Source organism: Streptomyces sp. CA189, assembly GCF_056428985.1.
The window spans coordinates 44,527-67,492 of record NZ_JBWJVM010000035.1; the positions used below are offsets into that span (position 1 = coordinate 44,527).

The 22,966-nt window shown below is 69.5% G+C and carries 23 protein-coding genes; 3 read left to right on the plus strand and 20 right to left on the minus strand.

Annotated elements, in window-relative coordinates; genetic code table 11:
* Window positions 1-68: 68 nt before the first annotated feature.
* Both AC061S_RS24615 and AC061S_RS24620 read right to left on the minus strand, forming a co-directional pair.
* Window positions 69-962, minus strand: a complete 894-nt coding sequence (locus tag AC061S_RS24615; protein WP_478688078.1) for a Vgb family protein — start codon at window positions 960-962, stop codon at window positions 69-71.
* A 327-nt stretch (window positions 963-1,289) separates the two neighbouring features.
* On the minus strand, window positions 1,290-1,859 hold the full coding sequence (locus AC061S_RS24620; protein WP_478688079.1) for a hypothetical protein: 570 nt from the start codon (window positions 1,857-1,859) through the stop codon (window positions 1,290-1,292).
* Between the two features lie 167 nt (window positions 1,860-2,026).
* Here AC061S_RS24620 and AC061S_RS24625 point away from each other — a divergent pair, with 167 nt between their 5' ends.
* From AC061S_RS24625 to AC061S_RS24635, 3 genes are all read left to right on the plus strand, one after another.
* Window positions 2,027-3,274, plus strand: a complete 1,248-nt coding sequence (locus AC061S_RS24625; RefSeq protein ID WP_478688080.1) for a sensor histidine kinase — start codon at window positions 2,027-2,029, stop codon at window positions 3,272-3,274.
* On the plus strand, window positions 3,271-3,912 hold the full coding sequence (locus AC061S_RS24630; protein WP_478688081.1) for a response regulator: 642 nt from the start codon (window positions 3,271-3,273) through the stop codon (window positions 3,910-3,912). Before AC061S_RS24625 ends, AC061S_RS24630 begins: the two co-directional genes overlap by 4 nt.
* Before the next feature lie 202 nt (window positions 3,913-4,114).
* Entirely contained in the window at window positions 4,115-5,962 is a 1,848-nt protein-coding gene (locus AC061S_RS24635) for a glycosyl hydrolase family 18 protein (RefSeq protein WP_478688082.1), read from the plus strand.
* A 159-nt stretch (window positions 5,963-6,121) separates the two neighbouring features.
* Here the strand turns inward: AC061S_RS24635 and AC061S_RS24640 are convergent, their stop codons facing one another.
* The 18 genes from AC061S_RS24640 to AC061S_RS24725 all read right to left on the minus strand — a co-directional run bounded on the left by AC061S_RS24640 (window position 6,122) and on the right by AC061S_RS24725 (window position 22,660).
* Window positions 6,122-6,571 (minus strand): DUF2550 domain-containing protein, encoded by a 450-nt coding sequence (locus AC061S_RS24640; RefSeq protein WP_243336234.1) that lies wholly within the window; start codon window positions 6,569-6,571, stop codon window positions 6,122-6,124.
* A 155-nt stretch (window positions 6,572-6,726) separates the two neighbouring features.
* Entirely contained in the window at window positions 6,727-7,101 is a 375-nt protein-coding gene (locus AC061S_RS24645; RefSeq protein WP_478688083.1) for a F0F1 ATP synthase subunit epsilon, read from the minus strand.
* Window positions 7,102-7,230: 129 nt separating this feature from the next.
* Window positions 7,231-8,673, minus strand: a complete 1,443-nt coding sequence (gene atpD, locus AC061S_RS24650; protein WP_243336232.1) for a F0F1 ATP synthase subunit beta — start codon at window positions 8,671-8,673, stop codon at window positions 7,231-7,233.
* Complete coding sequence (locus tag AC061S_RS24655) at window positions 8,673-9,590, minus strand: F0F1 ATP synthase subunit gamma (RefSeq protein WP_243336231.1); 918 nt, start codon at window positions 9,588-9,590, stop codon at window positions 8,673-8,675. Before AC061S_RS24655 ends, atpD begins: the two co-directional genes overlap by 1 nt.
* Window positions 9,591-9,610: 20 nt before the next feature.
* Window positions 9,611-11,206: a F0F1 ATP synthase subunit alpha gene (gene atpA / locus AC061S_RS24660; protein ID WP_243336230.1), complete on the minus strand. Its 1,596-nt coding sequence runs from the start codon at window positions 11,204-11,206 to the stop codon at window positions 9,611-9,613.
* A 131-nt stretch (window positions 11,207-11,337) separates the two neighbouring features.
* Window positions 11,338-12,153 (minus strand): F0F1 ATP synthase subunit delta, encoded by an 816-nt coding sequence (locus AC061S_RS24665; protein WP_478688084.1) that lies wholly within the window; start codon window positions 12,151-12,153, stop codon window positions 11,338-11,340.
* Window positions 12,150-12,683 (minus strand): F0F1 ATP synthase subunit B, encoded by a 534-nt coding sequence (locus AC061S_RS24670; RefSeq protein WP_478688085.1) that lies wholly within the window; start codon window positions 12,681-12,683, stop codon window positions 12,150-12,152. Before AC061S_RS24670 ends, AC061S_RS24665 begins: the two co-directional genes overlap by 4 nt.
* Window positions 12,684-12,733: 50 nt before the next feature.
* The gene (gene atpE, locus AC061S_RS24675) at window positions 12,734-12,964 is read right to left on the minus strand and encodes an ATP synthase F0 subunit C (RefSeq protein WP_030768902.1); all 231 of its coding nucleotides are present in this window, start codon (window positions 12,962-12,964) and stop codon (window positions 12,734-12,736) included.
* Between the two features lie 80 nt (window positions 12,965-13,044).
* Window positions 13,045-13,881, minus strand: coding sequence for a F0F1 ATP synthase subunit A (gene atpB / locus AC061S_RS24680; protein WP_385369356.1), 837 nt, complete (start codon window positions 13,879-13,881; stop codon window positions 13,045-13,047).
* A 210-nt stretch (window positions 13,882-14,091) separates the two neighbouring features.
* The gene (locus AC061S_RS24685; protein ID WP_399376844.1) at window positions 14,092-14,529 is read right to left on the minus strand and encodes a Cg1360 family ATP-synthase-associated protein; all 438 of its coding nucleotides are present in this window, start codon (window positions 14,527-14,529) and stop codon (window positions 14,092-14,094) included.
* A 274-nt stretch (window positions 14,530-14,803) separates the two neighbouring features.
* The gene (locus tag AC061S_RS24690; protein WP_478688104.1) at window positions 14,804-16,138 is read right to left on the minus strand and encodes an MraY family glycosyltransferase; all 1,335 of its coding nucleotides are present in this window, start codon (window positions 16,136-16,138) and stop codon (window positions 14,804-14,806) included.
* Window positions 16,139-16,242: 104 nt separating this feature from the next.
* The gene (locus tag AC061S_RS24695; RefSeq protein WP_478688086.1) at window positions 16,243-17,475 is read right to left on the minus strand and encodes a serine hydroxymethyltransferase; all 1,233 of its coding nucleotides are present in this window, start codon (window positions 17,473-17,475) and stop codon (window positions 16,243-16,245) included.
* A 213-nt stretch (window positions 17,476-17,688) separates the two neighbouring features.
* Entirely contained in the window at window positions 17,689-18,321 is a 633-nt protein-coding gene (locus AC061S_RS24700) for an arsenate reductase/protein-tyrosine-phosphatase family protein (protein ID WP_243336224.1), read from the minus strand.
* Window positions 18,318-18,965 carry an L-threonylcarbamoyladenylate synthase gene (locus AC061S_RS24705; RefSeq protein ID WP_112448421.1) on the minus strand — a complete coding sequence of 216 codons (648 nt, stop codon included), beginning with the start codon at window positions 18,963-18,965 and terminating at the stop codon, window positions 18,318-18,320. Before AC061S_RS24705 ends, AC061S_RS24700 begins: the two co-directional genes overlap by 4 nt.
* Window positions 18,966-19,038: 73 nt before the next feature.
* Window positions 19,039-19,884 carry a peptide chain release factor N(5)-glutamine methyltransferase gene (gene prmC / locus AC061S_RS24710; RefSeq protein ID WP_478688087.1) on the minus strand — a complete coding sequence of 282 codons (846 nt, stop codon included), beginning with the start codon at window positions 19,882-19,884 and terminating at the stop codon, window positions 19,039-19,041.
* 74 nt (window positions 19,885-19,958) lie between these two features.
* Complete coding sequence (gene prfA / locus AC061S_RS24715) at window positions 19,959-21,038, minus strand: peptide chain release factor 1 (RefSeq protein WP_243336221.1); 1,080 nt, start codon at window positions 21,036-21,038, stop codon at window positions 19,959-19,961.
* A gap of 114 nt (window positions 21,039-21,152) precedes the next feature.
* Entirely contained in the window at window positions 21,153-21,368 is a 216-nt protein-coding gene (gene rpmE / locus AC061S_RS24720; RefSeq protein ID WP_243336220.1) for a 50S ribosomal protein L31, read from the minus strand.
* A 188-nt stretch (window positions 21,369-21,556) separates the two neighbouring features.
* The gene (locus AC061S_RS24725; RefSeq protein WP_478688088.1) at window positions 21,557-22,660 is read right to left on the minus strand and encodes an LCP family protein; all 1,104 of its coding nucleotides are present in this window, start codon (window positions 22,658-22,660) and stop codon (window positions 21,557-21,559) included.
* Window positions 22,661-22,966: the final 306 nt, after the last annotated feature.

Below are 22,966 nucleotides of genomic sequence, written 5' to 3' on the forward strand. Positions count from 1 at the left end.
CCCCGCCGGGACCGCGGGGACGTACCGGTACGGAACGTCCCCGCGGTCCCCAAGACCCGGATGTGTCGTCAGCGGCAGAACGAGGCCGCCCCCGGGGGCGTCCCGGTACCGCAGGGCAGCAAGTGGCGCGGGCGCTCGTGACGCGCGTCCTCGTGACGCGAGCCCTCGTGACGCGGACCCGGCTGCGGGGCGGCGGCGTGCGGGCCGTGCCCCCGGCCCGGGAGGGCTTCGACGCGGCCGATGGCGTTGCCGAAGAGTTCGGTGAACCAGACGTTCCGGTCGGGCCCCGTCGCGATGTTGAAGGGCACCTTCTCCGCGCCGTCCGGCACCGGGAACTCGGTGATCTCCCCCGTCGGGGTGATCCGCCCGATGACACCGAACTGGTCGGCGTACCACATGTTCCCGTCGGGGCCGCGGGTGATGCCGTCGGCGCCTCCGCCCGGGTTCGGCCGGGGGAAGAGCGTGATGGTGCCCGTCGGGGTGATCCGCCCGATCTGCTCGGAAGCGGTGAACCACATCCCGCCGGGGCCGGCCGCGATGTGGTACGGGAAGCTGTCCGGTGTGGGGATGGCGTACTCGGTGACGGTTCCGTCGAGCCGCATCCGCCCGATCTTGTTCGTACCGTTCTCGGTGAACCACAGGGCGCGGTCGGCGCCGAGTGTGATGCCCGTGGGAAAGCTGCCCGCCACGGGCAGGGGGAACTCCGTGAACTGGCCCCCGGTCGTGATCCGCCCGATCTTGTCGGCCGCACCCTCGGTGAACCACAGGGCGCGGTCGGGGCCCTGTGTGATGTCGAAGGGGAAGCTCGACGCGGTGGGTACGGTGAACTCGGTGACGGTGCCGCCGGTCGTGATGCGTCCGATCTTGTTGGCGTCGGACTCGGTGGACCACAGCGCCCGGTCCGGTCCCGCCGTGATCCCCGCAGGCGAGCTCGCGGGGGTCGGGACCGGATACTCCGTCATGTCCCCCACGGCGGCCCGGGCGGGAGCGGCCTGCACCGCGACCGCGAGCAGTGCGCCCAGGGAGGCGGTGAGCAGCCGGTCGAGTCGTCGGCGTGCCCGGCATGGACCAGCCCCTTTGCGGTGAGCGACGGGAGGGTGACAGGTGACCGCCTATCAGTTCCCGCCCGGGACCGCCCGGCCCGCGCCACCGAGTCGGCCGCGAACCAGCCGACTGCCGTAGCGCGGGACGTCCATGCGAAACCTAGTGCTGTGGCTCGTCGTGGTCCGACAACGCGGCGAGGTGCCGTGCCGGGCGCCGTGACACGGCAAACCTTTCCGGTCACAGCACTAGGGCGCGTCCACGGAGCCGCGCGGGCCGGTCTGCGCCACCGGTGCCCGCTTCGGCCACACCGTGTAGGTGAGGGCGATCAGGGCGTGGATGCCGACCACCCGCAGGGACGTGAGCTGCCATCCGCGCAGCACGGTGGTGTCGCCCGAACCGCCGACGTACCAGATCGCGGCCTGCAGCAGGCCGGCCGCGACGGCCGCCGCGAGGACGGTCCGCGCGACCAGCTTCCACTCGTGGAGGGCCCGCGCCCCGCCGTAACCGGCGCCGGCCGGCTTCGGCCCTCCGGCCAGCCGGTACGCGGCGTGGCCGTCGAGCCAGCGCACGGTGTAGTGCCCGTAGGCGACGGTGTAGCCGAGGTACAGCGCGGCGAGCCCGTGCTTCCAGTCCGGCTCCGCGCCGCCGCGGAGGTCCGCCGCGGTGGCCGCCAGCAGCACCAGCTCCAGGAGCGGCTCGCACAGCAGGACGGCCGCGCCGGTCTTCGGCATCTTCGCGAGGTAGCGCAGGGCCAGGCCGCCGGCCAGCAGGACCCAGAAGCCGACTTCACAGGCGATGATCAGGGTGACGAGCACGGGAGTCTCCGTTCCTGCGGTGTGGGGGATGCCTCCAGCTTCCCGCCCGGTTCGCACCGATTCCTCGTCGCCGATGACGAATACCGCGGGGCCGCCCTGCATCCTTCGATGTACGGACCCGTCCAAAAGGCGGCCGCGATGGCGACGCCCGCCGCGGACGCACCCTGTTGGATGGGTCCGTGACCCCCCAGATCCCGCCACCGCACCGCGACGACGTCCTGCTCGCCGTGGTCAGCGTGGCCGCCGGCCTGCTCCTGTGGTCGCTCGGGGTGTACAGCTCCCCCACCCGGGACCTGTTCCCGGCCTGGGCGGCCCTGGTCCCGCTCCTCGCCCTCGGCGCGATGGAGCTGCTGCGCCGCAGCATGCCCCGGGTGACCCTGGCGGTCGGCACCGCGGGGCTGATCGCCGATCAGTTCACCGTGGGGAACCTGGCCACCGTCCTGATCTTCACCGACCTGATGTACGCGGCCGTCGTCTACGGAAAACCGGCCATGGCCCGCCGCCTCCCGGTGACCACCGGCCTGATCACCGTCGCCGTGACCATCGCCTCCGTGGCCTGGCTGCGCACCCCGCAGGCGCTGCTGATCGGCGTGGTCACCGGCATCGTGAGCTTCGGCCCTGCACTGACCGGCGCCACCCTGCGCAACCACCGGGAGGCCGCCGTGGCCGCCCGGCTGCGCGCCGAGCAGACCGCGCTGCTGGCCGAAATGGACCGGTCGCAGGCGGTGGTCGCCGAGCGGGCCCGGATGGCCCGGGAACTGCACGACATGGTGGCCAACCACCTCTCCGCCATCGCCATCCACTCCACCGCCGCGCTCTCCATCGACTCCCCCGCCACCAGCCGGGAGGCGCTCGGGGTGATCCGGGAGAACAGCGTCCAGGGCCTGGCCGAGATGCGCCGCCTGATCGGACTGCTGCGGGACGCGGGCGCCGGACAGGAGGCCGTCGCCACGCCCTCGCTGGAGGGGCTGGGCGCCCTGCTGGAACAGGCCCGTACGAACGGGGCCGCGAGCGGGCTGGACTTCGTACTCCTCGACGACCGGCCCGCAGGATCCGCGGAGGCCGGGCGCACCCGCGAGCCGCTGCCCGCCCCGGTGGAGCTGGCGGCGTACCGGATCGTCCAGGAGTCGCTGACCAACGCCCTCAAGCACGCCGCCCCCGGCACGGTCACCGTCCGCCTGGCCCGCGACCGCCCCGCGGGCGGGGGCGGTGGCCGGGGCGGCGCGCTGCACGTCGCGGTCGACTCCCCCTACGGGGAACGCCCCGGCCCCCGCGCACCCGGCTCGGGCGCCGGCCTGATCGGCATGCGCGAGCGGACGGAACTGCTCGGCGGAGCATTCGAAGCGGGCCGCGCGGACGCGGTCTGGCGGGTCCGGGCGACGCTGCCCGTGGAAGAAGAGGCGGTACGGACGTGACGATCAGGGTCGTGGTGGCGGAGGACCAGAGCGCGGTACGGGCCGGGCTGGTCCTGATCCTGCGCAGCGCGGGCGACATCGAGGTGGCGGGCGAGGCCGCGGACGGGGAGGAGGCCGTGCGCCTGGCCCGCGAGCTGCGGCCCGACGTGGTGCTGATGGACGTGCAGATGCCGATCCTGGACGGGGTCTCGGCGACCCGCCGGGTGGTCGCGGAGGGCTGGGCCGACGTCCTCGTACTCACCACCTTCGACCTGGACGAGTACGTCTTCGGCGCGCTGCGCGCGGGCGCGGCGGGCTTCCTGCTGAAGGACGCGGACGCGGCGGAGCTGATCGGGGCGGTACGGACCGTCGCGCGCGGGGAGGGCCTGATCGCCCCGGCGGTGACCCGGCGGCTGATCGCGGAGTTCGCGGATCCGCGGCCCGTACGGGTACCCGTGCCGGCCACGGTGGAATCCCTGACCCCGCGCGAGCGGGAGGTGCTGGGGTGCCTGGGCGAGGGTCTGTCGAACGCCGAGATCGCGGTGCGCCTGGAGATGGCGGAGGCGACGGCGAAGACCCACGTCAGCCGGGTACTGGGCAAACTGGAGCTGCGCAGTCGGGTCCAAGCGGCAGTGCTGGCGCAGGAGTTGGGGATCTAGAGCGAATCCGGCCGGAAATGCGTCCGAGGTGCTCAAGGAGGTCTGGACCTCTTGACGGTTGGTCCAGACCTTTCTACTCTCACGCACAACTGTGGTGAGCGTGCCATGACAAGACGTCATACGGCAGGCTCACGGGCGGCGCAGGTCCCACCCCCATGCAGCGGACGTCCCCACGGCCGCTGCGGACCTCGGAGGAGCACCCTTGAGCACAGCACCCCCACGACGCGCATCGCTGTTTCGAAGAGTCGCGGCCGCACTGGCCGTCCTCACCCTGCCCGTCGCCGGACTCGTGGCCATCGCCGGTCCCGCCGAGGCAGCCGCCTCCGCCACCGCGACGTACACCAAGGTCTCCGACTGGGGCTCCGGCTTCGAGGGCAAGTGGACGGTGAAGAACACCGGCACGACCACCCTCAGCAGCTGGACCGTGGAGTGGGACTACCCGGCCGGCACCGCCGTCACCTCCGCCTGGGACGCCACCGTCACCAGCTCGGGCACCCACTGGACCGGCAAGAACGTCGGCTGGAACGGGACCCTCGCCCCGGGTGCCACCGTCAGCTTCGGCTTCAACGGCACGGGCTCCGGCGCCCCCAGCGGCTGCAAGATCAACGGCGGCAGCTGCGACGGCGGCACCAACCCCACCGACAACCCGCCCAGCGCTCCCGGCACCCCCACGGCCAGCGGCGTCACCGACACCGGGCTGACCCTCGGCTGGGCCGCGGCCACCGACGACAAGGGCGTCAAGAACTACGACGTCTTCCGCGGCGGCACCAAGATCGCCACCGTCACCACCCTCTCGTACACCGACTCGGGCCTGACCAAGGGCACGGCCTACGCCTACACGGTCACCGCCCGCGACACCATCGACCAGACCGGACCCTCCTCCGGCGTCCTCTCGGTGACCACCACCGGCGGAGTCGTCGATCCCCCGCCGCCGGGCGGCCCGGTCAAGCTCGGCTACTTCACGAACTGGGGCGTCTACGGCCGCAACTACCACGTGAAGAACCTGGTCACCTCGGGCAGCGCTGCGAAGATCACCCACATCAACTACGCCTTCGGCAACGTCCAGGGCGGCAAGTGCACCATCGGTGACTCCTACGCCGACTACGAGAAAGCCTACACCGCCGACCAGAGCGTCGACGGCGTCGCCGACACCTGGGACCAGCCGCTGCGCGGCAACTTCAACCAGCTCCGCGAGCTGAAGAAGAAGTACCCGAACATCAAGGTGCTGTGGTCCTTCGGCGGCTGGACCTGGTCCGGCGGCTTCGGCCAGGCCGTACAGAACCCGGCCGCCTTCGCCCAGTCCTGCTACGACCTGGTCGAGGACCCGCGCTGGGCCGACGTCTTCGACGGCATCGACCTGGACTGGGAGTACCCGAACGCCTGCGGCCTGACCTGCGACACCAGCGGAGCGGCCTCCATCAAGAACATGATGCAGGCCATGCGCACCAAGTTCGGCGCGAGCAACCTGGTCACCGCCGCCATCTCCGCCGACGGCTCCAACGGAGGCAAGCTGGACGCCGCGGACTACGCGGGAGCGGCGCAGTACGTCGACTTCTACAACGTGATGACCTACGACTTCTTCGGCGCCTGGGCGGCGCAGGGCCCGACGGCCCCGCACTCCCCGCTCACGTCGTACAGCGGCATCCCGACCGCCGGGTTCAACTCCGAGGCCGCCATCACCAAGCTCAAGGGCAAGGGCATCACCGGCTCCAAGCTCAACCTCGGCATCGGCTTCTACGGCCGCGGCTGGACCGGCGTCACCCAGGCCGCCCCCGGCGGCACCGCCACCGGCCCGGCCGCCGGCACGTACGAGCAGGGCATCGAGGACTACAAGGTGCTCAAGAGCAGCTGCCCGGCCACCGGCACCATCGCCGGCACCGCCTACGCCAAGTGCGGCAGCAACTGGTGGAGCTACGACACCCCCGCCACCATCGCCGGGAAGATGACCTGGGCCAAGCAGCAGGGCCTCAAGGGCGCCTTCTTCTGGGAGTTCAGCGGCGACACCACGAACGGTGAGCTGGCCTCCGCGATCCACAGCGGACTCCAGTAGAAAGACCGAAGCCGGGAGAGACGGGTCCGCCCCCGTCTCCCCCGGCTTCTTCTTCTTCTTCACGCGCCGCTCGCACGGCTCGGCCCCCAGGGGGCCTCCCCGGCTTCGCGCCGCTGCACCGGACTCCGTCCGGCGGGGACGACCCGGCGCCGCCGGCCCTCAGGCGACGTTCACCCGCTGCCCGGGCGGAGCCGCCTCCAGCCAGGCCAGGAAACCGGTCAGCGCGTCATCGCTCATCGCCAGTTCCAGGCGGGTGCCGCGGTGCGCGCAGCAGAGTACGACGGCGTCGGAGAGCAGGGCCAGCTCCTCCTCGCCCTCGGGCGCACGGCGGGCGATGACCTCGATGGAGGACCGCTCCAGCAGCCGGCGCGGCCGCGGGGAGTAGCTGAAGACGCGGAACCAGTCGATGCGGTCACCGCTGTAGCGCGCGACCCCGTACACCCAGCCCTTGCCGGAGACGTCGGGTTCCTCGGACACGCCCCAGCGCATGCTGCAGTCGAAGGTGCCGCCGGAGCGCTGGATCAGCCTGCGGCGCAGCCCGAACACAAACAGCCCGATCACCACCAGGGCCACGACGACCAGGCCGCTCACAAGCAGAGCGAGGAGCATCTTTCACCGACCTCCTCGCTCATCGAATAACCCAAAACGACAGCGTTCCTGCCAGACGGAGTCTGGGGGACCCGTATCGCCTCAGCCGCGACCCGGTCCGGAAAATTCCGGAACAGGCCGCGGCTGAGGTTTGAAACTCTTACCAGTACCGGGGCTCAGCGCCCCGAAACCGCGCGCAGCCGGACATCGGCGCGACGCTCGGAGACCGAATCGGTCTCCGCCTTCGCGCGCTCCAGTGCCCGCTCCGCCCGCTCGACATCGATCTCGTCGGCAAGCTCGGCGATCTCGGCCAGCAGCGACAACTTGTTGTCCGCGAACGAGATGAATCCGCCGTGCACCGCGGCGACAACAGTGTTGCCCCCGCTGGTACGGATGGTCACCGGGCCCGATTCCAGCACACCGAGAAGCGGCTGGTGACCGGGCATGACGCCGATGTCGCCGGACGTGGTGCGGGCGACAACCAGGGTGGCCTCGCCGGACCAGACATTCCGGTCCGCCGCGACCAGCTCGACGTGCAGCTCAGCAGCCATGGAGGCTCCTCGGGTCACCACCCGGCGGAATGGCCGGGTGTTGGGTCAAATTCTAATGGGCGTGAGGAGAGGGACGGGACACACCCGCCCCTCTCCGTCAGTCAGCTGTGCTCACGAATGAGCGCGGCTTCAGGAGACGCCCAGCTCCTTGGCGTTGGCCTTGAGGTCCTCAATGCCACCACACAGGAAGAACGCCTGCTCGGGGAAGTGGTCGTAGTCTCCGTCGCAGATCGCGTTGAAGGCAACGATGGACTCCTCGAGCGGAACGTCCGAACCGTCGACGCCGGTGAACTGCTTGGCGACGTGGGTGTTCTGCGACAGGAAGCGCTCGACACGACGGGCACGGTGGACAACGAGCTTGTCCTCCTCGCCCAGCTCGTCGATACCGAGGATCGCGATGATGTCCTGGAGGTCCTTGTACTTCTGCAGGATCCCCTTGACGCGCATCGCCGTGGCGTAGTGGTCCGCCGCGATGTACCGCGGGTCGAGGATGCGGGACGTCGAGTCCAGCGGGTCCACGGCCGGGTAGATGCCCTTCTCGGAGATCGGACGGGAAAGAACCGTCGTCGCGTCGAGGTGGGCGAAGGTGGTGGCCGGCGCCGGGTCGGTCAGGTCGTCCGCGGGGACGTAGATCGCCTGCATCGAGGTGATCGAGTGACCGCGGGTCGAGGTGATGCGCTCCTGCAGCAGACCCATCTCGTCAGCCAGGTTCGGCTGGTAACCCACGGCGGACGGCATGCGGCCCAGAAGGGTCGACACCTCCGAACCGGCCTGGGTGTAACGGAAGATGTTGTCGATGAAGAAGAGCACGTCCTGCTTCTGCACATCGCGGAAGTACTCCGCCATGGTCAGACCGGCAAGGGCGACGCGAAGACGGGTGCCCGGGGGCTCGTCCATCTGGCCGAAGACAAGCGCCGTCTTGTCGATGACGCCCGACTCGGCCATTTCCTCGATGAGGTCGTTGCCCTCACGGGTACGCTCACCGACGCCCGCGAAGACCGACACACCGTCGTGGTTGTTGGCGACGCGGTAGATCATTTCCTGGATCAGAACGGTCTTGCCGACACCGGCACCACCGAACAGACCGATCTTTCCACCCTTGACGTACGGGGTGAGAAGGTCGATGACCTTGACGCCGGTCTCGAACATCTCGGTCTTCGACTCGAGCTCGTCGAAGCGGGGCGCCTTGCGGTGGATCGGCCAGCGCTCGGTGACGTTGGCGTTCTCCTCCGGGTAGTTCAGCACCTCACCGAGAGTGTTGAACACCTTGCCCTTGGTGAAGTCACCGACGGGGACGGTGATGCCCTCGCCCGTGTTGATCACCGTGGCCTGGCGGACCAGACCGTCGGTGGGCTGCATGGAGATGGTGCGGACCAGGCCGTCACCCAGGTGCTGCGCGACCTCGAGGGTCAGCGTCTTGAGCTTGCCGTCCTCGGCCGGGTCTGCGACCTCGACCTTGAGGGCGTTGTAGATCTCGGGCATGGCGTCGACGGGGAACTCCACGTCGACGACCGGGCCGATGACCCGGGCGACGCGGCCCGTGGCGGCGGCCGTCTCAACAGTGGTCGTCATTACTTGTCACTCCCCGCGGTCGCGTCAGCCATGGCGCTCGCGCCACCGACGATCTCGCTGATTTCCTGGGTGATTTCGGCCTGGCGGGCCGCGTTGGCAAGCCGGGAGAGGCTCTTGATGAGATCCCCGGCGTTGTCGGTAGCCGACTTCATCGCGCGGCGGCGGGCGGCGTGCTCGGAAGCGGCCGACTGCAGCAGTGCGTTGTAGATGCGGCTCTCGACGTAGCGCGGCAGAAGGGCGTCGAGGACGTCCTCCGCCGACGGCTCGAAGTCGAACAGCGGAAGGATCTCGCCCTTCGCACCGCCCTCTTCTTCGACCTTGTCGAGGCTGAGCGGCAGCATCCGGCCGTCCACCGCGTTCTGCGTCATCATCGACACGAATTCCGTGTAGACGATGTGCAGCTCGTCGACGCCACCCTCGGCCGTAACCGTCTGGATGGCCTCGATCAGCGGCGCCGCGACGCGCTTGGCGTCGGCGTAGGCCGGGCTGTCGGTGAAGCCGGTCCACGATTCCGCGACCTTGCGCTCGCGGAAGCCGTAGTAGGCGACACCCTTACGGCCGACGATGTACGTGTCGACCTCCTTGCCCTCGCCGCGCAGCCGCTCGGTGAGCCGCTCCGCCTGCTTGATGGCGTTCGAGGAGTAGCCGCCGGCCAGACCGCGGTCGCTCGTGATGAGCAGGACCGCGGCTCGCACCGGTGCCTCGACCTCGGTCGTCAGGGCGTGCTTGGTGTTCGAACCGGTCGCCACCGCGGTCACCGCACGGGTGAGCTCGGTCGCGTACGGCATCGATGCCGCCACCTTGCGCTGCGCCTTGACGATGCGCGAGGCGGCGATCATTTCCATCGCCTTGGTGATCTTCTTGGTCGCCGTGACGGCACGGATGCGACGCTTGTAGACCCGGAGCTGCGCTCCCATGAGTCAGGTCCCTTCCGTCGTCACTTGGAGACGTTGACGGCCGGCGCGTCCTCGCCGAGGAGCTTGCCGTCCGAGGTCTCGAACTGCCGCTTGAAGGCGGCAATGGCGTCCGCGATGGAGGACAGGGTGTCGTCCGACATCTTGCCGCCGTCCGCGATGGAGGTGAGGAGCTCCTTGCGCTCGAGGCGCAGGTGGTCCAGCAGCTCCGACTCGAAGCGACGGATGTCGTTGACCGGGACGTCGTCCATCTTGCCGGTGGTGCCGGCCCAGACGGAGACGACCTGCTCCTCGACGGGCATCGGCTGGTACTGGCCCTGCTTCAGCAGCTCCACCAGACGCTTGCCGCGCTCCAGCGAGGCCTTCGAAGCGGCGTCCAGGTCGGAGCCGAAGGCGGCGAACGCCTCCAGCTCGCGGTACTGGGCGAGGTCCAGGCGCAGACGGCCGGAAACCTGCTTCATGGCCTTGTGCTGGGCCGAGCCACCGACGCGGGAGACCGAGATGCCGACGTTCAGCGCCGGGCGCTGGCCCGCGTTGAACAGGTCGGACTCAAGGAAGCACTGGCCGTCGGTGATGGAGATGACGTTGGTCGGGATGAACGCCGACACGTCGTTCGCCTTGGTCTCGACGATCGGCAGACCGGTCATCGAACCGGCACCCATGTCGTCGGAGAGCTTGGCGCAACGCTCCAGCAGACGGGAGTGCAAGTAGAAGACGTCGCCCGGGTAGGCCTCGCGGCCCGGCGGACGGCGCAGCAGCAGCGACACGGCGCGGTAGGCGTCGGCCTGCTTCGACAGGTCGTCGAAGATGATCAGGACGTGCTTGCCGGCGTACATCCAGTGCTGGCCGATGGCCGAACCGGTGTACGGCGCCAGGTACTTGAAGCCGGCCGGGTCGGACGCCGGGGCGGCGACGATCGTCGTGTACTCGAGCGCACCGGCGTCTTCCAGGGCGCCGCGAACGGACGCGATGGTCGAGCCCTTCTGGCCGATGGCGACGTAGATGCAGCGAACCTGCTTGTTCACGTCGCCCGAGCGCCAGTTGTCGCGCTGGTTGATGATCGTGTCGACGGCCAGAGCGGTCTTGCCGGTCTGACGGTCACCGATGATCAGCTGACGCTGACCACGGCCGACCGGCACCATCGCGTCGATCGCCTTGTAGCCGGTCTGCATCGGCTCGTGGACCGACTTGCGGACCATGACGCCGGGGGCCTGCAGCTCGAGGGCGCGGCGGCCCTCGGTCGCGATCTCGCCGAGGCCGTCGATCGGGTTGCCGAGCGGGTCGACAACGCGGCCGAGGTAACCCTCGCCGACGCCGACGGAGAGCACCTCACCGGTGCGCTGCACCGGCTGGCCCTCCTCGATACCGCTGAACTCGCCGAGGACGACGGCGCCGATCTCGCGCTCGTCGAGGTTCAGGGCGAGACCAAGGGTTCCGTCCTCGAACTTCAGCAGCTCGTTCGCCATGGCGGAGGGCAGGCCCTCCACCTTCGCGATGCCGTCGCCGGCAACGCTGACCGTACCGACCTCCTCGCGCGAGGCCGCGTCCGGCTGGTACGACTGGACAAAGTTCTCCAGTGCGTCCCGGATCTCCTCCGGCCGGATCGTGAGCTCCGCCATCTGGGTTCCCTGCTCTCCTTGTTGGGCCTGAAGCTTCTTAGGGGTCTGGGGGCGACCCCCAGGAATCTTCTGCAAGTTCTGCACGGCCCAACCGGGCCGCTAGGAATGCTTCGTACTAATTTTGTGGCTGGTCAGCCGGCCATGCGTCGGGACGCCTCTGCGATGCGGTCCGAGATGGTGCCGTCGATGACCTCGTCGCCGACCCGCACCGAGATCCCGCCGAGGACCGTCGGGTCCAGGTCGAGGTTCAGGTGCATCGGGCGGCCGTACAGCTTGGCCAGCACCGCGCCGAGACGCTGCTTCTGGACGTCGCTGAGCGGAACCGCAGTGGTCACGGTGGCGACCATGCGGCCACGACGCTCGGCGGCGACCTTGGAAAGGGACTCGAGGCCCGCTTCCAGGCTACGTCCACGCGGGTGCGTGACGAGACGCGTGACCAGCCGCTCGGTGACGGCGTTCGCCTTGCCGCCGAGCAGGCTGCGCAGCAGCTGGCTCTTGGCGGCGGCGGTGGCCGACCGGTCGGTCAGTGCTGCGCGCAGCTCGGTGCTCGAAGTGACGATCCGGCCGAACCGGAACAGCTCGTCCTCGACGTCGTCGAGGCCTCCGCTGCTCTGGGCCGCCGTGAGGTCGGCGGTGGCCGCCAGGACCTCGAGCGAATCCACCAGGTCACGGGACTGCGACCAGCGGGACCGGACCATGCCGGACACCAGGTCGAGGGTTTCCCCGCCCACCTGGCCGCCGAGCAGACGACCGGCCAGCTCGGCCTTGGCCTCGCCGGACTGCGCCGGGTCCGTGATGACCCGACGCAGCGAGACCTCACGGTCGAGCAGCGCGGTGACGGCCGCCAGCTCGCCGGCGAGCTTCGCCGCGTCGACGGACGTGTTGTCCGTCAGCGCGTCGAGACGCTCGCGGGCGGTGGCCAGCGCGTCGCGGCTCGCTCCGTTCATCGGGCGGCCTCGGCCTTCTCCTCAAGCTCGCTGAGGAAGCGGTCGATCGTGCGGCTCTGCCGGGCGTGGTCCTCGAGGGACTCGCCTACGAGCTTTCCGGCCAGGTCGGTCGCCAGCTTGCCGACGTCCTGACGGAGGGCGGAAGAGGCAGCCTTGCGGTCGGCCGCGATCTGGGCGTGACCGGCAGCGATGATCTCCTCACGCTGCCGCTGGCCCTCTGCGCGCAGTTCTTCCTTGAGTGCAGTGCCCTGCTCCAGCGCTTCCTGGCGCAGGCGCGCGGCCTCGTGCCGGGCTTCGGCGAGCTGGGCCTTGTACTGCTCCAGCACGCTCTGGGCCTCGGTCTGAGCGGCCTCAGCCTTTTCGATACCGCCTTCGATGGCCTCGCGACGCTCGTCCAGAACCTTGTTGATGTTCGGGAGGAGCTTCTTGGCGAGGAAGCCGAAGACGATGACGAAGGCGATCAGGCCGATGACGAGCTCGGGGAGCGGCGGAATCAGAGGACTCTGAATTTCCTCGCTCGCGAGAACCATGAGGTTCACATCAGTGCCTTTCGTCTAGGGGGTGGTCGTGGATCCGAGGATCACGGGCCGTAGACGAACGGCATGACCAGACCGATGAGGGCGAGCGCCTCACAGAAGGCGAAGCCGAGGATCTGGTTGGCGCGGATCAGGCCGGCCGCCTCGGGCTGACGAGCAAGAGCCTGGGTGCCGTTACCGAAGATGATGCCGACGCCGACGCCGGGGCCGATGGCAGCGAGGCCGTAACCGATGGAGCCGAGGGAGCCGGTGACGGCAGCAAGGGTCTGGGACATGCCAGTTCTTCCTTCTCTTTCACGGACCGGTGGGGGTTGGCCACCGGACGAATACGGGGGTCTAGCGGACTGGACCTGGATCAGTGGTGTTCGGCCAGCGCGCCCTGGATGAAGCTGCAGGCGAGGAGGACGAAGACGTACGCCTGGACAGCTTGGATGAACAGCTCGAAGGCCGTCATCACGATCACCATGACGAACGAGACGCCGGCGTAGGCGATCCCGATGCCGTTCAGCAGGTACCAGCTGGCAATCGTGAAGAGCAGCAGCAGGGTGTGACCGGCGAACATGTTCGCAAACAGTCGGACCGCGTGGGTGAACGGGCGCACCAGGACGTTCGAGAAGAACTCGATGACCATGACCATCGGCAGAACCGGGCCGAGCGACTTGTCGTAGCCGGTCAGGTTCTTGAAGCCGCCGACGAAGCCGTGACGCTTGAACGTCACGCTCATCCAGATCACGTACACGATGGCCGCGAGGCCTGCCGGGTACGCGATGATCGCCGTCACCGGGAACTGGGCGAGCGGAACGATCGACCAGAGGTTCATGATCCAGACGAAGAAGAACAGCGAGACCATCAGGGGGACGTACTTCTCGCCCTCCTTCTTGCCCAGCGTCTCGTAGACGATGCCGCGGCGCACGAAGTCGTAGCCGGCCTCGGCGACCATCTGCAGCTTGCCCGGGACGACCTTCGGCTTGCGGAAGGCGGCCCAGAAGAAGGCGACGATGACGACCGAACCGAGCAGGGCGAGCAACATCGTCTTGTTGAAGTACGCACTGCTGTCACCGTCCCCGAAGATCGGCTCGAACAGGAACGAGTGCAGGCCGGGAGCCGGGAATCCACAACCGTCGAAGATGTGGCAATCGGTCTCGAAGGCGAGCACCGTCGTCGGGTCAGCACTCACCGCGGGCTCCTTCAGCGTGGCGCATAGGTACGGCAACCTCGTTGTGTCGGCGCGGCGGACAGCCGCTGTTCGGCACTGGACTGGTGTAACGGATGTGGGGGCGGCGGTCGGGCATCGAGCCTCGCGATGGAACAGGCGTCAGCTCAGATGCCCGCGCCCGCATTGCCACAGTTGAAACCGGACGATAGCAGCATCCCGAACGCGTACTTATTCCGCCCCTACCCCTCACGACTTCTGACCCGAATTTCCGGGCTTGTCGCCCTTCATCGAGTCAGGTTCGACGTAGAGGATCTTGGCCTTCATATGAGCACGCGCCTGTGCGCCGATCCACACCAGGGTGGCGACGACGAGCGTGATGGCGAAGGCCCGGGGGTTAAACAGGGTCGTGTTCTTGAACACGGCGAGAAAGACGAAGAGCAGCAGGATCTGGGCGGTGTAGAGCATGAGCCCCATGGCCTGGAACAGGTGCGGCAGTGATTTCGCCGTGCGCTGCAGTACGAGGAATCCAATGCCCATGAACAGCATCACCAACACTGTCGCCACGACGGCGCCCAGGGCCCCCTTGCCACCGGCGACGATGCCACTGATGACGGCGGCGAGAGCGCCGGCGACAGCCGTGGGAACGGCGGATTGCAGGAGGGATCGGACGTCATCTGACCGCATGGCGGTTTGCTCCGCGTGATGGTGGGGGCACGGGACTCGTACAGGACGAGCGTAAGCCCGGTCCGAGTGGGAACCTCGGGCCAATGGACCGTCGCACTACGGTCCTTCGGCTCTGTCGCCGGGTTTAGTGAACGGTATCACAAAGTATTTGATGAGAGCTTTACTCAGGGGGTGTGCGGACTGTCACACATGAGAGTGACCCTGCGCGTGTGTGCGCGACAACCAAGTGGCTTGTCTGGTAAAGGACGTTCATGTCCGACATGCTCTCCGGGAGTCAGTGCGAGGACCCGGCCTTACGCCGGTCGGGGAAGCGCGAACGGTGGCCGATGGCGGTTGCCCCGTTGACGCCGGACACACCTGCCACGATCGGCCGGGCCGGCTCCGGCTCGGTCGCGGAGTCGTCTTGCAGGGCCGCCTCCGCGGCCCGTTCCGCGTGCCGGTAGCGCGGCGGGACCAGCCGCTCCGCCCACCGCGGGGCCCGCGGGGTGAAGCGCGGCAGCAGGAGCAGGATCAGACCCACGGCGCTCAGGGCGGCGATCGCCAGCACGATCCACATCGAGGCGGAATGCACCGAGTACGCCACGGTGCCGAAGGCGATCAGGCCTGACCAGAAGTACATGATGAGCACCGCCCGGCTGTGCGAATGCCCGAGCTCCAGCAGCCGGTGGTGGAGGTGGCCGCGGTCCGCGGCGAAGGGCGACTGGCCCTTCCAGGTGCGCCGCACGATGGCCAGGATCAGGTCCGCCATCGGGATCGCGATGATCGTGAGCGGCAGGATCAGCGGGATGAAGACCGGCAGCATCGCGTAGGTCGCGTTGCGCTCGCCGCCCGCGAAGAGCGCCATCGCGTCCGGGTCCACCTGTCCGGTGATGGAGATGGCGGCGGCCGCCAGCACCAGGCCGATGAGCATCGAGCCGGAGTCGCCCATGAAGATCCGGGCGGGATGCATGTTGTGCGGCAGGAAGCCGAGGCACATGCCCATCAGGATCGCGGCGAAGAGCGTCGCGGGCGCGGCCGCCTCGATCCCGTAGCCGAACCAGATCCGGTACGCGTAGAGGAAGAACGCGCAGGCCGCGATGCAGACCGTGCCGGCGGCGAGGCCGTCGAGGCCGTCCACGAAGTTCACCGCGTTGATCGTGATCACGACGAGGGCCACGGTGAGCAGGTTGCCCTGCCACGGGGTGAGCAGGACCGTTCCGATGCCCGGGACCGGGATCCACAGGATGGTCAGGCCCTGCATGACCATCACGCCGGCGGAGATCATCTGTGCGCCGAGCTTGATCAGGGCGTCGAGCTCGAACTTGTCGTCGAGCACGCCGACCAGCCAGATCAGGGCCGCCCCGGAGAGCAGGGCCCGCGGCTCGTTCGACAGCTCGAAGACCCCGTTGAGGTTCTGCAGGTGGTCCGCGACGAGCAGACCGGCGCACAGTCCGCCGAACATCGCGATGCCGCCGAGCCGCGGAGTGGGCTCCCGGTGCACGTCGCGGGCACGGATCTCCGGCATCGCGCCCACGGCGATCGCGAACTTCCGCACGGGCCCGGTGAGTAGATAAGTCACCGCGACCGTGACGCAAAGCGTCAGCAGATATTCACGCACGGGCTGCCCCAGATGTATCGCCGGCCATCTCAGCCCCACACACTAGCTGCGAAGTACTCACTGTCGGGGACGCGCAGGGGCCGCATCCCGGTTGCGGTACGTCGCTCTTGCCCGGTTTAAACCCCATACGGCGGAAAACTGACCACCAGCTCGTTGACGTCCTTACGGATCTTCGTGGGCTCCCCGCCGGTCAGCGATGCCGTGAACAGCGCGGCGATGCGGCCCATCTCCGCCTCGCCCATGCCCTGCGTCGTCACCGCCGCGGTGCCGAGGCGGATGCCGCGCTGGTCACCGTAGGGAAGGGCGCAGGTGTCCAGCACGATGCCGGCGGCGGCCAGCCGGCCCCGGGCGCCCGGGCCGTCGAGGCCCAGCGGTGCGGGGTCCGCGGTGATCAGGTGGGTGTCGGTCCCCCCGGTCGTGATCACGAATCCGCGGGCGGCGAGCGCGTCGGCCAGGGCGCGGCCGTTGGCGACCACCCGGTGCACGTACGAGGTGAAGGCGGGCCCGGCGGCCTCGCCGAAGGCCACGGCCTTGGCGGCGATGGTGTGCATCTGCGGGCCGCCCTGGGTGAAGGGGAACACCGCCCGGTCGATCCGCTCCGCGAACTCGGCCCCGCACAGGATCATCCCGCCGCGCGGGCCCCGGAGCACCTTGTGGGTGGTGGCGACGACGATGTCGGCGTAGGGCACGGGGCTGGGCGCGGCCCCGCCGGCCACCAGCCCGATCGGGTGGGCGGCGTCGGCGATCAGGTAGGCCCCGACCTCGTCGGCGATCTCCCGGAAGACGGAGTACTCGGGGTGCCTCGGGTAGGAGATGGACCCGCACACGATGGCCTTGGGCCGGTGCTCGTGCGCGAGCCGCTGCACCCGGGTGTAGTCGATGAGCCCGGTCGCGGCGTCCACCCCGTACCCGACGAAGTCGAACCAGCGGCCGGAGAAGTTGGCGGGCGAGCCGTGGGTGAGGTGTCCCCCGGACGGAAGCCCCATGGCCAGCACGGTGTCCCCGGGCCGCAGCAGCGCGGCGTACGCGGCGAGGACGGCGGCGGATCCGGAGTGCGGCTGCACGTTCGCGTGCTCGGCGCCGAAGAGGGCGCGGGCCCGCTCGACGGCGATCTGCTCGGCGAGGTCGGCGTACTCGCAGCCGCCGTGGTGGCGGGCCCCGGGGTACCCCTCGGCGTACTTGTTGGCGAGGGCCGATCCGAGTGCGGTGAGCACGGCGGCCGAGGTGAAGTTCTCGGCGGCGATCAGCTGCAGCCCCGTCGCCTGTCGCTGCCGCTCCCCGTCGAGGACGTCGGCCATCTGCGGATCCTGCTGCCGCAGCAGGTCCAGGGGCTGGGTGATGACGCTCATGGCGCGACTCCAGGGGGGTACCGCGTACCGGGTACCAGCCACTGTAGGCCGCCCCTGCCGATCCCGCCCTGCGGCACATTCGCCCCGCTGGGCAAATCCAGCCTCGCCGGCGTTTGAGGCGCGGGGTCCGGGGCGGAGCCCCGATCTTTCAGCCCCGCCGGCGTTTGAGGCGCGGGGGCTCGGGGGCAGCGCCCCCCACAACGGCGCGGCAGGTCAGCGGGAGGTCTTGACCCCGGTCAGCGCGGTGACCACCGGCTCCAGCGCCTGGTTGATCTCGTCGCCGATCGAGCGGAAGAAGGTGATCGGCGCCCCGTACGGGTCGTACACCTCATCGGCGTCGGGGGACGGCGCGAGGAGCCACCCCCGCAACGCGGCGGCCGCCCGAACCAGCGCACGGGCCCGCTCCACCATCCCGTCCTCCAGCGGCGGCAGCGTCGCCGGGTCTATCGCCCGCACCAGCCGGGTGAACTCCTTCAGGGTGAAGGTGCGCAGCCCCGCGGAGTGCCCCATCGAGATCACCTGGGCACGGTGGTCGCGGGTGGCGGTCAGGACCAGGTCCGCGCGTATGACGTGCTCGTCCAGGAGCTCCCGGCCGGTGAAGCCGGAGGCGTCGGCCCCGAAGTCGGCCAGCACGGCGGCCGCGTTGGCCTCCATGGGCGCGCCCTCGTGGCCCCAGGTGCCTGCGCTCTCCACGATCAGGTCGCCGGTGACGGGGCCACCGAGCCGGTGGGACAGCGCGTGCCGCGTCAGCCGCTCGGTGATGGGCGAGCGGCACACGTTGCCGGTGCTGACGTGGAGTATGCGGAAGGTGTTGTCCCCGGCTATGCCACGCCCCTCAGGGCTCACGGGGCCACCTCGAGGTCGGGTACGACCTCGCGCAGCTGCTCGGCGGTCAGTGCCCCCTCGCGCAGCAGGACGGGAACCTTCCCGGTCACGTCGACGATCGACGAGGGCTGGATGCCCGGGGTCGGGCCGCCGTCCAGGTACACGGACACGGAGTCGCCGAGCATCTCGCGCGCCGCGTCGCAGTCCTCCGGCGCCGGGTGTCCGGTCAGGTTCGCCGAGGACACCGCCATCGGACCGACCTCGGTCAGCAGCTCGATCGCGACGGGGTGCAGGGGCATGCGTACGGCCACGGTCCCGCCGGTCTCGCCCAGGTCCCACGCCAGCGAGGGCTGGTGCTTGGCGACCAGCGTCAGGGCGCCCGGCCAGAAGGCGTCGACGAGCTCCCACGCCTGCTCGGAGAAGTCGGTGACCAGGCCGTGCAGGGTGTTCGGGGAGCCGATGAGGACGGGGGTGGGCATGTTGCGGCCGCGCCCCTTGGCGGCGAGCAGGTCGCCGACGGCCTCCGCGCTGAAGGCGTCCGCGCCGATCCCGTACAGCGTGTCGGTGGGCAGCACGACGAGCTCGCCGCGGCGTACGGCGGAGGCGGCTTCACGCAGGCCCGTCTTGCGGTCCGTCGCGTCGTTGCAGTCGTATCGCCGGGCCATCAGCGGGCCTCCTCGTGCAGCAGGGTCGTGGCGGGAATGCGCGCGGTGACTGCGCCGCTCGAAGCAGGGCCGGTCACGGCAGGGCCTTGCGGGCGGTCGCGAAGCGCGGGCGGTTGTTGAGGTCGGGGTGGTCGGCGGCGTCGGCCCAGCCCCGCTCCTCGGCGAAGATCCACGGGACCTGTCCGCCCTGGGTGTCGGCGTGCTCGACGACGACGATGCCGCCGGGCCGCAGCAGCCGGTGCGCGGTGCGCTCGATGCCGCGGATGGTGTCCAGGCCGTCCTCGCCGGAGAACAGCGCCATCTCGGGGTCGTGGTCGCGGGCCTCGGGGGCCACGTACTCCCACTCGGTGAGCGGGATGTACGGCGGGTTCGAGATGACCAGGTCGACCTGTCCGTCCAGCTCGGGCAGGGCGCTCAGCGCGTTGCCCTGGTGGACGGTGACCCGGGAGCCCTCGGCGTTCTTACGGGTCCACTGGAGCGCGTCCTCGGACAGCTCGACGGCGTGCACGCGCGAGCGCGGCACCTCCTGCGCCATGGCGAGCGCGATGGCCCCGGACCCGGTGCACAGGTCCACGATCAGCGGTTCGACGACGTCCATCGCCCGGACGGCCTGTATGGCCCAGTCCACGACCGACTCGGTCTCGGGCCGGGGCACGAAGACCCCGGGCCCGACCTGGAGCTCCAGGTACCGGAAGAAGGCGCGGCCGGTGATGTGCTGGAGCGGCTCGCGCGCCTCGCGGCGGGCGACGGTCTCCCAGTAGCGGGCGTCGAAGTCCGCGTCCTTGACGTGGTGGAGTTCCCCCCGCTTGACGCCGTGCACGAAGGCCGCGAGCTCCTCCGCGTCGAAACGCGGTGAGGGCACGCCGGCGGCGGCCAGCCGCTGGGTGGCCTGGGCCACCTCGGCAAGCAGCAAGTTCACGCTGGTCCTCCGGGCTGCTGTCGTACGGGGGGTGGTGCGGGGTCCTGCGGGGTGGTGCGGTTCTGCGGGGGGACTCAGTGCGCGGACGCGAGCTTGGCGGCGGAGTCCGTGTCCACACAGGCCTGGATGACCGGGTCGAGGTCTCCGTCGAGCACCTGGTCCAAGTTGTACGCCTTGAAGCCCGTCCGGTGGTCCGAGATCCGGTTTTCCGGGTAGTTGTACGTACGGATCTTCTCGGAGCGGTCCACGGAGCGCACCTGGCTGCGGCGCACGTCGGAGGCCTCCTGCTCGGCGGCTTCCTGGGCGGCGGCCAGCAGGCGCGAGCGCAGGATGCGCATCGCCTGCTCCTTGTTCTGGAGCTGGCTCTTCTCGTTCTGGCAGGAGGCGACCACACCGGTCGGCAGGTGCGTGATGCGCACGGCCGAGTCGGTGGTGTTGACGGACTGGCCGCCGGGGCCCGAGGAGCGGTACACGTCGATGCGGAGGTCGTTCATGTTGACCTCGACCTCCACCTCCTCGGCTTCCGGGGTGACGAGCACGCCGGCGGCGGAGGTGTGGATGCGGCCCTGGGACTCGGTGGCCGGCACGCGCTGGACGCGGTGCACGCCGCCCTCGTACTTCAGGCGGGCCCAGACGCCCTGGCCGGGCTCGGTGGCGCCGTTGCCGCCCTTGGTGCGGACGGAGACCTGGACGTCCTTGTAGCCGCCGAGCTCGGACTCGGTGGCGTCGATGATCTCGGTCTTCCAGCCCACGCGCTCGGCGTAGCGCAGGTACATGCGCAGCAGGTCGCCGGCGAACAGGGCCGACTCGTCGCCGCCCGCACCCGCCTTGACCTCCAGGAGCACGTCCTTGTCGTCGCTGGGGTCGCGCGGAACGAGCAGCAGGCGGAGCTTCTCGGTGAGTTCTTCGCGCTGTGCGGTCAGTTCCTTGACCTCTGCCACGAAGTCCGGGTCGTCGGCCGCGAACTCCTTCGCCGTCTCGATGTCCTCGGCGGACTGCTTCCAGGCACGGAAGGTCGCGACGATCGGGGTCAGCTCCGCGTAGCGCTTGTTGAGCTTGCGCGCGTTGGCCTGATCCGAGTGGACCGAAGGGTCGGCGAGCTTCTTCTCAAGATCGGCGTGCTCGCCGATCAGTTCCTCGACCGCCTCGAACATCGGGGGCTCCTGAAGATGGTGAATGTGAAGAAAAGGGCTGCGGGACGAGAAAGGCGCCGGTCCGGCTGCCCCCGTGCGAACAGGGTGCAGCCGGAGACCGGCGCCTGAGGCTCGCTACTTCTGTGCAGCCTTGCCGAAGCGGGCCTCGAAGCGGGCCACGCGGCCACCGGTGTCGAGGATCTTCTGCTTGCCCGTGTAGAACGGGTGGCACTCGGAGCAGACCTCGGCTCGGATGGAGCCTTCGGTCAGGGTGCTACGGGTGGTGAACGACGCGCCACAGGTGCAGCTGACCTGGGTCTCGACGTACGTGGGGTGGGTATCGCGCTTCAAGGTGTCTCCTAGATTCGGGAGGGCGCCGGGTCGCAGGAGCCGAATTGCGCGCTGCGTGAACCGGGGCCGACAGACCAGTCTGCCAGGACCGGGCTGCCTGTCAAAATTCTGAGGACGCCTCCCTCAACGGAGGGGGGCCCGCATCTATTCCGCGGCCCGGCGGAACCCGTCCGACCGGGCGTTTCGGACTACTGGACGACCGTGCCGGCCGTGCCCTTGTCGCCGGCCGAGTTCGCGGTGGCCTCGGCGGGGACCTGCTGGTCGGCCAGCAGGGCGTCCCAGACCATCTTGGACTCCCTGGTGAGCGGGACGACCCGGTTGGGGTCACGGGTGTCCCCGGTCACCGGCAGGGTGATCATGTGCATGTTCTCGGGGCTGATGCCCTCCAGGCCCTGGGCGAACCCCATGAGGGACTTCACGTCGCCGAGCGCCTTGTCCGTGGTGATGGCCTTGGTGGCGGTGTCGGCCACGTCGAGCAGCTTCTTCGGGTTGTCGAAGACGCCGATGCTCTTGACCTGCTTGATCAGCGCCTTGATGAAGGCCTGCTGGAGTTGTATTCGGCCCAGGTCGCCGCCGTCGCCGACGCCGTGGCGGGTGCGGACGAGGCCGAGGGCCTGCTCGCCGTTCAGCCTGTTGGTCCCGGCGGGCAGGTTCAGGTGGCTGTAGTCGTCCTTGATCGGCTTGGTGGTCGTCACCTCGACGCCGCCGAGCTTGTCGATGATCTCCTTGAAGCCCGTGAAGTCGACTTCGAGGTAGTGGTCCATGCGGATCCCCGACAGCTTCTCCACGGTCGCGACCGCGCAGGCGGCCCCGCCGACGGTGTACGACTCGTTGAACATCTTGCGCGGGCCGCCCGGGTCGCTCTTGCCGTTCGAGAGCTTGCAGGAGGGCCTGGTCACGAGGGTGTCGCGGGGTATCGACACGACGGTGGCCTTGGTGTGGCCCTCGTTGAGGTGGACGATCATCGCCGTGTCGGAGCGTGCGGAGCCGCCGTCGTCATGGCCGTACTCCCCGTTGTCGCCGCCGCGGGAGTCGGAGCCGAGAACGAGGATGTCCATCGAGCCGTCGTCCACGTTCTGCGGGCGGTCCTTGCCGAGGGCGGCGTCGATGTCGACCGTCTTGAGGTTGCCGTTGAACTTGAAGTAGAAGTAGCCGAGCCCCGCACCGCCCAGGAGGACCACGCCGGCGGCGGTCCACGCGGCGATGACGACGGCCCTGCGGCGCGTGGCCGGCTTCCGTCGGCGTCGGCTCGCGCCGGCCCTGCGGCCGTGGCCCCTGTTGTCCTGGCTCATGCTCTGCTCTGCCCGCCTGTCTCTGCTCGGTACGCTCCCCGCTCCCTCAGACAAGGACGGGCGGAAGCCGTCCAGGGTTCCACGGCCCCGGGCGCGCGGAAACCGCCCGCCCCGTCGGGCCGCACCGGCCGAACACCGCGCGACACTCCTCCCACCTGCTGTTTTCCCCCGGGGGTGCGGGGTGACTCCGAGGGGCGACCGGCGTACGGAGTGTGGCAAAGGTCGCATCGGCGCACGAAGTGGCGTAGACCGCGCAAGGCCGCGCGGGGCCCGCGGGCCCCGTAGGCCCCATAGGCCCCATAGGCC